Source organism: Gammaproteobacteria bacterium, from assembly GCA_040183005.1.
In the GTDB taxonomy this organism is placed as follows: domain Bacteria; phylum Pseudomonadota; class Gammaproteobacteria.
This window is the reverse complement of record JAMPIW010000009.1, coordinates 15,592-27,856: the sequence shown is the minus strand read 5'-3', so window position 1 is coordinate 27,856 and position 12,265 is coordinate 15,592. Positions and strand designations below refer to the sequence as shown.

At 50.0% G+C, this 12,265-nt stretch carries 11 protein-coding genes and 1 pseudogene; all 12 read left to right on the top strand.

The genetic code is table 11. The annotated features are described in order from the left end of the window. The first annotated feature begins 81 nt into the window (after window positions 1-81). The 12 genes and pseudogenes from M3A44_15115 to M3A44_15060 all read left to right on the top strand — a co-directional run bounded on the left by M3A44_15115 (window position 82) and on the right by M3A44_15060 (window position 11,600). Entirely contained in the window at window positions 82-489 is a 408-nt protein-coding gene (locus M3A44_15115; protein ID MEQ6342928.1) for a hypothetical protein, read from the top strand. 113 nt (window positions 490-602) lie between these two features. Then, window positions 603-896, top strand: a complete 294-nt coding sequence (locus M3A44_15110) for a type II toxin-antitoxin system RelE/ParE family toxin (protein MEQ6342927.1) — start codon at window positions 603-605, stop codon at window positions 894-896. An 11-nt stretch (window positions 897-907) separates the two neighbouring features. Beyond that, window positions 908-1,225, top strand: coding sequence for a HigA family addiction module antitoxin (locus M3A44_15105; GenBank protein MEQ6342926.1), 318 nt, complete (start codon window positions 908-910; stop codon window positions 1,223-1,225). Between the two features lie 121 nt (window positions 1,226-1,346). Beyond that, window positions 1,347-1,925, top strand: coding sequence for a hypothetical protein (locus tag M3A44_15100; GenBank protein ID MEQ6342925.1), 579 nt, complete (start codon window positions 1,347-1,349; stop codon window positions 1,923-1,925). A 59-nt stretch (window positions 1,926-1,984) separates the two neighbouring features. Beyond that, window positions 1,985-2,644 carry a hypothetical protein gene (locus M3A44_15095; GenBank protein MEQ6342924.1) on the top strand — a complete coding sequence of 220 codons (660 nt, stop codon included), beginning with the start codon at window positions 1,985-1,987 and terminating at the stop codon, window positions 2,642-2,644. 163 nt (window positions 2,645-2,807) lie between these two features. Next, window positions 2,808-3,260 carry an AP2 domain-containing protein gene (locus M3A44_15090; GenBank protein ID MEQ6342923.1) on the top strand — a complete coding sequence of 151 codons (453 nt, stop codon included), beginning with the start codon at window positions 2,808-2,810 and terminating at the stop codon, window positions 3,258-3,260. A 277-nt stretch (window positions 3,261-3,537) separates the two neighbouring features. Then, window positions 3,538-4,446: a restriction endonuclease gene (locus M3A44_15085; GenBank protein MEQ6342922.1), complete on the top strand. Its 909-nt coding sequence runs from the start codon at window positions 3,538-3,540 to the stop codon at window positions 4,444-4,446. A gap of 149 nt (window positions 4,447-4,595) precedes the next feature. Then, the gene (locus tag M3A44_15080) at window positions 4,596-5,339 is read left to right on the top strand and encodes a hypothetical protein (GenBank protein MEQ6342921.1); all 744 of its coding nucleotides are present in this window, start codon (window positions 4,596-4,598) and stop codon (window positions 5,337-5,339) included. A gap of 1,761 nt (window positions 5,340-7,100) precedes the next feature. Next, on the top strand, window positions 7,101-7,826 hold the full coding sequence (locus tag M3A44_15075; protein ID MEQ6342920.1) for a hypothetical protein: 726 nt from the start codon (window positions 7,101-7,103) through the stop codon (window positions 7,824-7,826). 243 nt (window positions 7,827-8,069) lie between these two features. Then, entirely contained in the window at window positions 8,070-9,125 is a 1,056-nt protein-coding gene (locus M3A44_15070) for a hypothetical protein (GenBank protein MEQ6342919.1), read from the top strand. An 83-nt stretch (window positions 9,126-9,208) separates the two neighbouring features. Then, a complete protein-coding gene (locus M3A44_15065; GenBank protein ID MEQ6342918.1) occupies window positions 9,209-10,450 on the top strand; it encodes a hypothetical protein in 1,242 nt (413 codons plus the stop codon). A 169-nt stretch (window positions 10,451-10,619) separates the two neighbouring features. Then, a pseudogene (locus M3A44_15060) lies at window positions 10,620-11,600 on the top strand (NAD(P)-dependent alcohol dehydrogenase). Window positions 11,601-12,265: the final 665 nt, after the last annotated feature.

The window sequence follows — 12,265 nt, the reverse complement described above, 5'->3', positions numbered from 1 at the left end:
CCAACCAATCATTCCAGCGGACCGTCAAAAAGCTGCGCTTTTTGCCATCCGCTGAATTCGCACGTTAGACAAACTCAGCCTATGCAGCTCAATAAAATTGATTACGAGAGCCTTAACCCTCGGCAAAAGGAAATCTTCAACTTCCAAAAGATTTCAGGGGTGCTTGCTGACTACGGGTTCAACTGCATCAAGTTGGCTGATGACTGGCAAGGAGCAGATTTTCTCGCCTACCACAAAGACAGGCTCGACACGTTGAAAGTACAGTTGAAATCGAGGCTCACTATCGACGAAAAGTACAAAGGCAAAGAGTTATTTGTGGCCTTCCCACTCAACGGACACTGGTATCTGGTTGAGCACGACACGCTTATCGAAAAAGTTGGTCAACACACAAATTGGCTCAATACCAATTCGTGGGTTAATAGGGGTTGCTATCATTCGGCAACGCTAGGTGCGCAGTTGATGCAAAGTCTTTCTGGGTGCAAATTATGAGTTTGTCTAACCCTACGCTCAAGCGGGACTGCGCAAAAGCGCGCAGCCCCTTAGCTTCACGTTAGGCTATCGGAACCACTTGCATGGCATAGTATCCGTGCTATCATGCTTTCATGATAGAGTCGTTTAAAGATCAAGCAAGTGAAGACATATTCAACGGCGTCAATTCGAAAGCGGCCCGGAAGGCATGTCCGCAAACACTTTGGCAGGTTGCGGCCAGGAAATTGGACCAATTGGATTCTGTTCAATCGCTGGAGGAATTGAAAGTTCCCCCAGGTAATCGGCTTGAGCGCCTCTCTGGGGATAGAAAAACTGAGTACAGCATTCGTATCAACGAACAGTATAGGATTTGCTTTTTGTGGGGAAAGTCAGGCCCCTGCAATGTAGAAATAACCGACTACCATTAAGAGGTGAAATTATGGTTCGAATTCCAACCAAAAGGGAGCCTACTCACCCCGGCGAAATGCTTCGCGATGAGTTTCTTGTTCCCATGAATATAAGCCAACGTGATCTTGCAAACGCGATTCATGTTCCCTATCAGCGAATCAACGAGCTTGTAAACCAAAAACGTGGCGTAACTCCAAGTACTGCGCTACGCCTAGGTAAGTTCTTCGGTGTGTCAGCAGACTTTTGGCTCAATTTACAAATTCGATGCGATCTTTTCAAGGCGCAAGCCATAGAGAAGCGAGAGCTTGATTCCATTCAAGATTTTCACCACATGCAAAAATTGGCCTAACACGTCATTCAAGGGGGCACGCCTTGGCGAGGCATTTTCAGGCCATGGGTTTCATCAGCGCAGGGGCGTTGTTCCGGCCTCATCGTTGGCGTGCCCCTTAATTCTTACGTTAGGCTCGAAAATGGATCGTCTCTGGCTTCGATCGGTGGAAAATTTAAATTTCGTTGACCCGGCGTCTTTCCTTGTCCGACTTCGGCACCTTGAAATAGAAGTAGCGTTAAGTGATGCAGACCCGAAGGTAAAAGCTTTGCGCACCAATTCTTTAAAGGTTTCCCGCGAGCAAAGGGAGGCGGCCCTGTTTTGCCACGGCATAGGGAAACGAATTGGGGCGAAGGTCTGGTTTGCTCACAAAGAAGATCAAGATTACGACTTTGTTGCTTCTTGGGTTACTCACGAAGAGCGTCATTTCGCTGCCGTGCAACTTAAAGAGGTGGTGCCAATAGAGACGAATCCAAAAGCGTCAATTCAAGATCTTGTGCAAAATTTAGGGAAATACCCAGACTCAAACGGACTCACCGTGGCAATTCATCTGAACCAGGCTGGTCGATTCGAGCCCAACTTGCTTGAGATACCAAAACTCAATATTGGATCTCTATGGGTTTTCGGAAGCGCAGAACTTGATCAGTCTCGCTGGCTTCTCTGGGGCAACTTCACTGAAAACGATCCATACGGCACTCAGTTCTTTTACCCTGAAACCTAACCCAGCCTTCAAGCGGACTGGCCTTCGGCCAGCCGCTTAAGTCAAACGTTAGGCCAACTATGAACATATCCGAAGAACTACTGGAAAATTGGTGTTCCCAAAAGGGGTGGAAATGCGCAAGAATACCAGAGGAAGCTGAGCGGACACCTGACTACATCCTTAAAATTGATGGAACAGTCGTTTATGCCGAAGTAAAAGAAATAGTAGCGAACGATGAAGAGATCAAGGTTCTTAAGCAGTTAGAAGAATGTGGTTGCGGAGATGCTTATGGGGAGGAACCAGGGAAAACCGTCAGAGCAAAAATAAAAGAGTCTTACGGGCAACTCAAGCGACTCTCGAAACGCGATAAAACCAGTGCCATTCTGGTTCTTTACAATAATTCTGGAATGGCTGGCTTGGGAAGGCTGAATCACTATAATGTACTTACGGCGATGTTTGGGCTGCAAACGGTACCAGTCAGAGTTTCACATGACTCGGCTATTCCTGTGTCATTTGGACCTGATTTTTTCGGCCCAAAGAAATCAGTTACCCCCGAACAAAATAGTTACTTAAGCGGTATCCTCACGTTGTACGAACATTACCAAAATAGATTGGTGACTTTTTTCTATCATAACCCACATGCACGTTATCCAGTTCCCAATCAATTAATAGGGTGCGAAAGCTGTGTTCAATATCGAGTTAGCTCGACAGAGATAAATTGGGAATTGATTACATGTTGATTAATCTAGTTCTCGAATATCGTTGGCCTAACACGTCATTCAAGGGGACACGCCTTGGCGAGGCATTTTTGGGTGCCGGGTATCATCAACGCAGGGGCGTTGTTCCGGCCTCATCGTTGGCGTGCCCCTTAATTCTTACGTTAGGCCATATCTGCAAGGAACAATGAAGCGCCTCCGCAATATTCGTCGCATTGATAATGAAACTAACCGCACCTACGCTTGGTTGGTGCAGGTGCAGCGCGACAGTCAAATCACCATAAAAATGTTTTCTGATTCTGTATACGGTGGCAAGCGCAAGGCATTACAAGCTGCTATCAGCTATCGTGCCAAACTTCTGGAGGAAGTATCATTTTACGAGTATCAAATTCGGCGACGCTCGATTTTGCGCCGTAATAACACTTCCGGCATTCCCGGGGTTGGGCGCTACGAAAAAATTGACAATCCCAAGACCGGCCGCCGCGTGGTGTTCTGGCTTGCTTCGTGGGTTGATGAACATGGCGCCAGTCGCAAACGCAAATTTTCAGTTCTGCGTTATGGTGAGCGTAATGCCAAGCAGCTCGCCGTGGCTGAGCGCGAGCGGCAGTTAAAACAAGCGTGTGCCGCTAAGTGCGCCTAAACCCCAGGCCTAATATTGTGCTTTGGTGGCATGGTCACCTTTACGGTTTTTTGTGTGGGTGACATCAAACGCAGGTTATTTCCAGGGCTTTTTTCTTTAGCGAGTCAGTACTACTATAATGCTCAGGAACGCCAGGCCTAACATTGCATTCAAGGGGACACGCCTTGGCGAGGCATTTTTAGGTGTCGGGTTTCGTCAGCGTTGGGGCGCTATTCTGGCTTCATCATTGGCGTGCCCCTTAATTTAACGTTAGCCGTCAACAGCAGAAAAACCAAACATGCCGATACCTGATTACCAGTCAATCATGCTTCCCCTGCTCCGTTTCGCTGCGGACGGAAATGAACATTCCTCCCGGGAAGCAATTGATGGCCTGTCCGAACAATTCGGGCTTACGGACGCAGAAAAAAATGAACTGCTGCCGAGCGGGCAGCAACCGAGATTCGACAACCGTGTTGCCTGGGCACGTTCTTATATGAGTAAAGCGGCCTTGTTAGAGGCCACACGGCGCGGCCACTTCCGCATAACACATCGCGGTCAGGAAGTTCTGTCCAAGAATCCACCCGAAATTAATGTGAAATTCTTGAATCAATTTCCTGAGTTCGTAGAGTTCAGAGAAAAACACCAAGACCGGGAAGAAACCACAGAAACTACCGAAACAGAAACCCTCCAAACACCCGGCGAGCTTTTGGAAACCGCATATCAGAAACTGAGGGAAGATCTCACGGCTGAGCTTCTAAAATTCGTAAGGGAATGTTCCCCGTCTTTCTTCGAGAGACTCGTCATCGACGTTCTTGTTAAAATGGGTTACGGCGGTTCCCGAAAAGAAGCCGGCAAAGCCATTGGCCGCAGCGGCGACGAAGGTATTGACGGCATCATTAACGAAGATCGCCTTGGCCTTGATGTCATTTATATTCAAGCCAAACGGTGGCAGGCTACGATTGGACGGCCTGAAATCCAGAAATTCGCAGGAGCCCTACAAGGTCACCGCGCGAAGAAAGGAGTCTTCATCACCACTTCCGACTTCACCCGCGAGGCCGGGGAATACGTGGCAAAAATCGAGTCAAAGATCGTGCTCATAGATGGCGAGCATTTAGCCCAGCTTATGATTGACCATAATGTTGGGGTTACTCCTATCACATCGTATGAAACGAAGAAAATTGACAGTGACTACTTCATTGAAGGTTAAGACGGCCAACATTGCATTCAAGGGGACACGTCTTGGCGAGGCATTTTTAGGTGTCGGGTTTCGTCAGCGCAGGAGCGTTGTTCTGGCTTCATCGTTGGCGTGCCCCTTAATTCTCACGTTAGCCATAAATAAAATTTGGGGACATATTAATGGAAGTAAAAACTGAACCAGCCGGGCGTTTGTATGACATATTTCATGAGGCAAAACTGAAGCCCGAGGCTCACTCTTCAAGAAAAGTATGGGCTGAAGTGTTTGATGTTCCCGAAGAAGACACGGGTACAATACTCAAAATGTTGGCTGAGTTAATTCAGCTTACTCACGCAACAAAAGAAAAACTAGAAAAGTTGAATGATATAAATCACGAGTTATACCTTCGTCCTTTCTCCCAAATAGAGCGTGTTCTTTCGCATATAAACTTGGATGCTGGCTGGAAGCACTGGAAAGACCAAATAGATGAGCCAACAATTTATGGGCTTCAGTTTTGCTCTGACAAATTAAATCGGGTTACGAATTATACGAAAATACCTAATGAAGAAATCGATTCTATAAAACAGTCGTTATCTGAGTTAACTGATCAAATACTTAATTCGGAATTGGATAATTCATTAAAGGAACTATTGGTTAGAAATTTAGAGGGCCTGAGGCAAGCTATCATTTCTTTCAAAATCAAGGGAATCGAAGGTATTCAGCGAGAGGTGGAATTAAATCTTGGCTCTATTATTTTGCACAGAGAGGAAATACGCTCAAAATCAATCTCTGGAAAAGAAAGTGCGCTTTTGAGCAAGTATTTCAAATTCATCGAGGGCTTAAATAAAACTATATCAACAGCAAAGAACATCAAAGAACTAGGTGGTAAAGATTTTCTTAAACTAATTGGAATTGATAATGGCTAACCCGGCGCTCAAGCGGACGGCTGCGCCGCCGTTTAGCTTTGCGTTAGGCAATCTGAAAAGAGCAGTTACTTTTCAGTGCAGGGGTAACACGTCGCATCACGCACTCAGTCCATTTCCGGCCAAGAAGTGCGGCCAGAGAGCAGGCCCAGCGGTCTCGGACAGACATCACGCTGCTCCGTGGCGAGTTGTTTCTTGGCAAGCGTTGGGTAACTTTTTCAGCTTTCTAGCCCTGGCAAGTTTTTGTGCGGGTGGCATCAAGCGCAAGGCACTTACAAGGCTTTTTTCTCGGGCGCGTTGGTACTAATATAGTGCTCAGGAACGCCAGGCCTAACACGTCATTCAAGGGGACACGCCTTGGCGAGGCATTTTTAGGCTCACGGGTTTCATCAGCGCAGGGGCGTTGTTCCGGCCTTATCGTTGGCGTGCCCCTTAATTCTTACGTTAGAGCGCTCATAAGGTGTTTATTTTGTTGGGCGAATTGGCGGCATTCAGGCGCGGTGTTTTTGCCAGCGGCGTTGTTTCTTTGCGGTGTCGCCAAGCCTTGCAAGCGCAGGGGTTCTTTATCGCCGCGCCGGTTCTTTTTTGGCCGTGTCCCCACTGGTATGGGTTTCTCAAATCTCCAGGGTAAAATCAGGTTCACGGGCGCTGTTCAACGGTGAAGGGTTCGGCTAAAGTAATCCTTTTCCAGGGCTTGAAAAACAGCGGTGGTGCAACGTGTTCACTTCTTTTCATGTTCATAATTCGCCGCACCGCCGCGTTCTAACATTGCATTCAAGGGGACACGCCTTAGCGAGGCATTTTTGGGTTCACGGGTTTCGTCAGCATTGGGGTATTGTTCCGGCTTCATCGTTGGCGTGCCCCTTAATTTAACGTTAGAGCGCTCATAAGGTGTTTATTTTGTTGGGCGCATTGGCGGCATTCAGGCGCGGTGTTTTTGCCAGCGGCGTTGTTTCTTTGCGGTGTCATCAAGCCTTGCAAGCGCATGGGTTCTTTCTCACCGCGCCGGTTCTTTTTTGGCCGTGTCCCCACTGGTATGGGTTTCTCAACTCTCCAGGGTAAAATCAGGTTCACGGGCGCTGTTAAACAGTAAACGATTCGGCTACAGTAATTCTATTCGGGGCTTGAAAAACAGTGGCGGTGCCAAGTGTTCAATTCTTTTCATGATCATCATTCACTGCACCGCCGCGTTCTAACATTGCATTCAAGGGGACACGCCTTAGCGAGGCATTTTTGGGTTCACGGGTTTCGTCATCGTTGGGGCGTTGCTCTGGCTTCATCATTGGCGTGCCCCTTAATTTAACGTTAGAGCGCTCATAAGGTGTTTATTTTGTTGGGCGCATTGGCGGCATTCAGGCGCGGTGTTTTTGCCAGCGGCGTTGTTTCTTTGCGGTGTCGTCAAGCCTTGCAAGCGCAAGGGTTCTTTCTCGCCGCGCCGGTTCTTTTTGGGCCGTGTCCCCGCCGATGCGGGTTTCTCGACTCTCCAGGGTAAAGTCAGGTTCACGGGCGCTGTTAAACAGTAAACGATTCGGCTACAGTAATCCTTTCCAGGTCTTGAAAAACAGCGGTGGTGCAACGTGTTCACTTCTTTTCATGTTCATAATTCACTGCACCGCCGCGTTCTAACATTGCATTCAAGGGGACACGCCTTAGCGAGGCATTTTTGGGTTCACGGGTTTCGTCAGCATTGGGGTATTGTTCCGGCTTCATCGTTGGCGTGCCCCTTAATTTAACGTTAGGCAACCACAACCTGTAGGTTCTTCAATGTTCATTTGTGGTGAAGTCCTGGATTGGAACTACTACAGCGACAATGGCTCTGGTCTTTCAGACGATGAAGAAGAGCGCATCGTCGGGAGAGCTCACGATATATGGCGGCATGCGAGCTCGTTGATCTCTCCAGGCAGCTCTGAGTTCTCTCTTGCGGACGCGATCACTGGTTTGAAGCGCGCAGTCAATCACCGGTTGAAGGCGCTTTCGAATGCCTACTCGTTTGACGCGCTGCCATTTTTAAATCAAAAGAAGACGCTAGAGAAGTTTCAGTTCTACGGAATAATTCGACCTGCATTGCTGAAGGAATTGTTCGAGATACGAAACTCAATCGAGCATATGGATCGTGCTCCACCGAGCGTTGATGAATGCCGCAGATACGTTGACTTCGTCTGGTACTTCCTGAAGAGCACTGATTCACTTCTTACTATGAAACTGGATGACGTGATCTTCTGGTGCGACTCAGAGAACCGGTCCCTGAGGTTCTGCCCCGAGTTCGATGGGTCGTGGAATATTAAAGTTTCGGGGGAGGTTCTAGTGGCTGACATCCTGGAGTGTTGGCAACCTGGAGCGCTCGAACTCGTCGAACTCGACGAATCGTGCGAACGCCCGGACTACATTCGGGCAAGAATCTATGGCAGGTGGCAGCCCTCCCCGGATCAACTCAGCTCTTTCGCAAGAAAGTACTTTGATTTATCGGGCTACTGGGAGGACCATGCATGACTTCGCTACTGAGCTTGACCATACTTGGATCGCTTTGTGGGCCCTCGACATTTTCCCGCGAAGTGCAGAGCTGGATAAAGTTGCCTAACATTGCATTCAAGGGGACACGCCTTGGCGAGGCATTTTTAGGTTCACGGGTTTCATCAGCGCAGGGGTGTTGTTCCGGCCGCATCGTTGGCGTGCCCCTTAATTCAGCGTTAGGCGCCTTCTATCACTACGCTATGCACACTAGGGCACAAAACGATGCAACTTGTCACCCCGCTCCTTGAGGAGCAATGGATCGTTGATGGACAAACTCATTCAGTCCGACCTAGCGAGGACGATGCTCTTTACATTCGACCATTGCTAAACAGCACTGGAGTGGTACCGGCTGGAATTCGCGTGATCCACTCTTTGGTGCTTGACAACAATGTGCTCTCCGATCTGGTTGAGAATAGACGGCCAAGCAACAACAAGTTCCTGATTGATCTTCTTCGTGCCAAACCGGTAGAACTAAATCCAGTCTTCGCGATGATTGAACAGAGACAGAAGTACGCCGGTGCAACAGCGGTACTCCATGCGTACAGCGAATATCTTGAAGAGAACTTCGGTTGGTCGGCTGCAAAAGTTGGTGCTGCGGCGTTCGATTCAGCGCTGGCCTCGGCAAAGGAACAACTCATTTCAAACATCGATTTGCTATCCGGCTATCTCGGTGCAATGATATTCCTGTATCACCAAGACGTTCCCGCTTCACAAAAGCTTGAATGGCTGTCCGGCATGATCCAGAGTTCGGATATACCGTACCTTCAACTACAGTTCTATTTCGCAGCGTTGCTCTTCCTAACCAGAGAACGCCCGGACCTTTTTCGGGCAGGCGATCTGGAGAAGGTCCGCGATGAAATGAAACTTGAAGCTTCGTTCGAGAAACAGAAGAAGAAGGTACTGAACTTGTCGAATGACTTAGCTTTGCCCGCAGTTTCGATCTTCCCGACGGCGACGCCCAATCAACTCGTGTGGCCGTACGTTGCAACGCGGGACAAGCTTGTTCAACTGTTTCTGTCCGAGGTGTCGTGCGGATTGATCGAGAAGTTGCCAGATGGCCGAGCCAACGGCTCATGGGCGCTGAAATCGACTGGGGTAGTCAGCACTCATCTCGGTCCTACTATCGAACAGCATTTACCGCGAAGACTTGAACGTACTTCTCCGCAGCAGCGTTTGGTTCGAAAGAGTCGACTTCAGGCGTTTTCTGACCAATATATCCAGAAGTGTGTAGAGATGCGGCTGCGACACAATGCCGCCGATTCCAATGTCGGCGCCTAACCCTGCGTTCGAGGCGACCTGCGCGAAAAGCCGCGCAGGCGCCTCAACTCCACGTTGGGCGTCAAAAATCTAGGATTACGTACATGAGAGATCGACAATATCTATTCTCCGACGCTAACTGGCACGATGTAGAGAGAAACCAGCTTCAAGAGATGCGCAAGGCCGTTGAGGCTATGGACGGAAACCGCTTACTCAATACATCAGTGGACGATCTCACCAGCCACTTTGAACAAAAGTTTCAAATTGAGATTCCGACACTTCTTACCGATGAAATCATCGTTGACCAACGCGAAACGAAGATTGACATCAGTCAAGATCAAAACCGCATGATCCGTGACCGCAGCAAACCTGTCCACATCACAGGAACCGAAATAGAGGTGGAGATACCGTTCACGGGCGAAGCTGAGGCATTCAAGATTCAACCGACAGCGTACACAATGAGTCCCCCTCGTGCTGAGGTAGGGGGAAATGTACTTGCCTTACGGATTGTCGGAACCAACCTCAACGCCGACGGAGTACGTTCGGAAATTGATCGTACCGTCAATGAAATCCAGAATCACCTCTCCACGCTTCGCGGGAATGTGGCAGGGCTAAAGACCCAGCTACAAAATCAGGTCCGATCGACCATCGAATCGCGCCGCCAAAAGTTGCTCGCTGATCGCAACCTTGTTGGCGGCCTCGGGTTCAAGATGAAGGAACGTCCGGGGACACAACAAACGTTTGCCGCCCCTGAAGTACGGAAGAAAATTGCTCCCACGCTACCAGCGGCCAGTTCAGCGCCATACAAACCCGAACCAACTCTTTCAAATGCAGACTATGAGCACATCCTTGGAGTGCTCCAAAACATGGTTGAAGTCATGGAGCGGAGCCCTTCGGCATTCGTCACTATGGACGAAGAGTCAATCCGATCGCATTTCTTGGTTCAACTGAACGGACACTACGAAGGTCAGGCAACGGGCGAGACGTTCAACTACCAGGGAAAGACGGATATTCTTGTCCGATCTGAAGGTAAAAACATCTTTATCGCCGAGTGCAAATTCTGGTCGGGGCCGAAGATGCTCACCGACACTATCGACCAACTCCTCGGCTACACATCGTGGAGAGACACAAAGGTCGCCGTGGTTGTCTTTAACAGGAACAAAGATTTTTCGCGCGTGTTGGCGGCCATTCCCGAGACGGCGAAGAATCACGCCAATTTCAAGCGCGAGTTAGCTGGCTCGACTGAGACAGTCTTTCGTTATTGTTTCGCCCACAAGGACGACAAGAATCGAGAGTTGTTCTTGGCGATCCTTGCTTTTGACGTACCGCAGGCTGCGGCGCATTGACGTCCAACACGTCATTCAAGAGGGACACGCCTTGGCGAGGCATTTTCAAGTGATGGGTTTCATCAGCGCAGGGGCGTTGTTCTGGCATCCTCGTTGGCGTGCCCCTTAATTCTTACGTTGGACAATGCGAAAGACTGCGGTTCAAAGCAACTTTCGAGGGCGATAACGTATGAAAGCAATTGTGTATGAAAAATATGGGCCACCCGATGTTCTTCAGGTGAAGGAGGTCGATACGCCTGTCCCCAAGGACAATGAAGTCCTGATAAAAATTCGTGCGACAACGGTGACATCCGGGGACTGGAGGGTGCGAAGTCTCAATCTGCCTTCCGGCTTCGGACTCATTGCGCCTTTGATTTTTGGAATTTCAAAACCCAGGCAGCCGATTCTAGGAACCGAGCTCGCCGGTGAAATTGAGTCGGTCGGCAAACAGGTCAGCAAATTCAAAGTCGGCGACCCGGTCTTTGCATTTAGCGATTTCAGCATGGGTTGTCATGCGGAGTACAAATGCATGCCGGAAGACGGAGCAGTGGCATTAAAACCGCACAACCTGACCTACGATGAAGCCGCCGCACTTTCCTTTGGTGGCACCACGGCGTTGAGTTTCTTTAAGAGGGCAAAACTTCAGCGCGGGGAACGGGTGCTTATCAATGGCGCTTCCGGCGCGGTAGGCACCGCGGCGGTGCAGCTTGCCAGGCACTTCGGAGCAGAGGTGACCGGGGTGTGCAGCACCGCGAACTTGGAACTGGTGAAATCTCTGGGCGCGACGCGGGTCATCGACTACACCAAAGAGGGCTTCACGTGCAATGGCGAAACCTATGATGTCATTGTCGATACCGCCGGCACGGCCCCGTTCTCCCGCAGCAAGGATTCGTTAAAGAAGGGCTGACGCCTGCTTCTGGTTTTAGCAGGGCTGCCAGCAATGCTTCGGGCTCCATGGGTGTCGATGGCGAGCAGTAAGAAAATCATCGCTGGACCGGCAACCGGGCACGCCAAGGATTTGCGTTTCCTTGCGAAGCTGGCGGAGGCGGGAGAATACAAACCCGTCATCGATCGGCGCTATCCGTTCGAGCAGATCGCCGAAGCTCACCGCTACGTCGACACCGGGCGCAAGAAGGGAAATGTCGTCATAACTCTGGAGCATGAGGATTGAACCTAGGGGCACCGATCACTATGCGACCCTCTGAGAGTGCATTGTCCAACAACGCGTTCGAGAGGGACGCGCCAAAAGCGGCGCGCCCCTCAACTTTACGTTAGGCAATCTGAAAAGCGTGTTCGTTTTTCGGTGTGTGGGTAAGTTCCGGAAAGCTGGCTCAAGAATGCCCGAGAAGTATTTACTTCGTTGCCCACTGAGTTTCGTCCTCTCTCCGGTTATGGGTTACGGCCAGAGGGCAATCTCAGCGGTTGCGGACAGTCTTCACTCCGTCCTATGATGTGCCAGTGCCGGATAACTTTTTAGCTTCTATGCTTTAGCACGTTTCTTGTGCGGGTGGCATCAAGCGCAAGGCAAAAGAACGGTGCTCTTCGCATCACGCACCCATTCCATTGCGGGCCAAGGAGTGCGGGCAGCGGCGCGGTGGTTGCGGGCAGATTTTACGCTGTAGCCCTTTCCGTTTGCGCCACGCCATGCGGCGCGACGCAAGCCGGGGTGGGTCACATTGGCCTGTTAATGTTGCGTTCAAGGGTTTTGGTGTGTGGGCGCGTCTTGTGCAGCGCCTTCCCAGGCCTAACACGTCATTCAAGGGGACACGCCTTGGCGAGGCATTTTTTAGTCATGGGTTTCATCAGCGCAGGGGCGTTGTTCCGGCCTCCTCGTTG

Excerpts from the sequence above, each read along its gene's own strand:
- M3A44_15085 (MEQ6342922.1), top strand. The coding sequence starts at position 3,538 with ATGCCGATACCTGATTACCAGTCAATCATGCTTCCCCTGCTCCGTTTC.
- M3A44_15110 (MEQ6342927.1), top strand. The coding sequence starts at position 603 with ATGATAGAGTCGTTTAAAGATCAAGCAAGTGAAGACATATTCAACGGC.
- M3A44_15070 (MEQ6342919.1), top strand. The coding sequence starts at position 8,070 with ATGCAACTTGTCACCCCGCTCCTTGAGGAGCAATGGATCGTTGATGGA.
- M3A44_15090 (MEQ6342923.1), top strand. The coding sequence starts at position 2,808 with ATGAAGCGCCTCCGCAATATTCGTCGCATTGATAATGAAACTAACCGC.
- M3A44_15065 (MEQ6342918.1), top strand. The coding sequence starts at position 9,209 with ATGAGAGATCGACAATATCTATTCTCCGACGCTAACTGGCACGATGTA.
- M3A44_15080 (MEQ6342921.1), top strand. The coding sequence starts at position 4,596 with ATGGAAGTAAAAACTGAACCAGCCGGGCGTTTGTATGACATATTTCAT.
- M3A44_15075 (MEQ6342920.1), top strand. The coding sequence starts at position 7,101 with ATGTTCATTTGTGGTGAAGTCCTGGATTGGAACTACTACAGCGACAAT.
- M3A44_15095 (MEQ6342924.1), top strand. The coding sequence starts at position 1,985 with ATGAACATATCCGAAGAACTACTGGAAAATTGGTGTTCCCAAAAGGGG.
- M3A44_15100 (MEQ6342925.1), top strand. The coding sequence starts at position 1,347 with ATGGATCGTCTCTGGCTTCGATCGGTGGAAAATTTAAATTTCGTTGAC.
- M3A44_15105 (MEQ6342926.1), top strand. The coding sequence starts at position 908 with ATGGTTCGAATTCCAACCAAAAGGGAGCCTACTCACCCCGGCGAAATG.
- M3A44_15115 (MEQ6342928.1), top strand. The coding sequence starts at position 82 with ATGCAGCTCAATAAAATTGATTACGAGAGCCTTAACCCTCGGCAAAAG.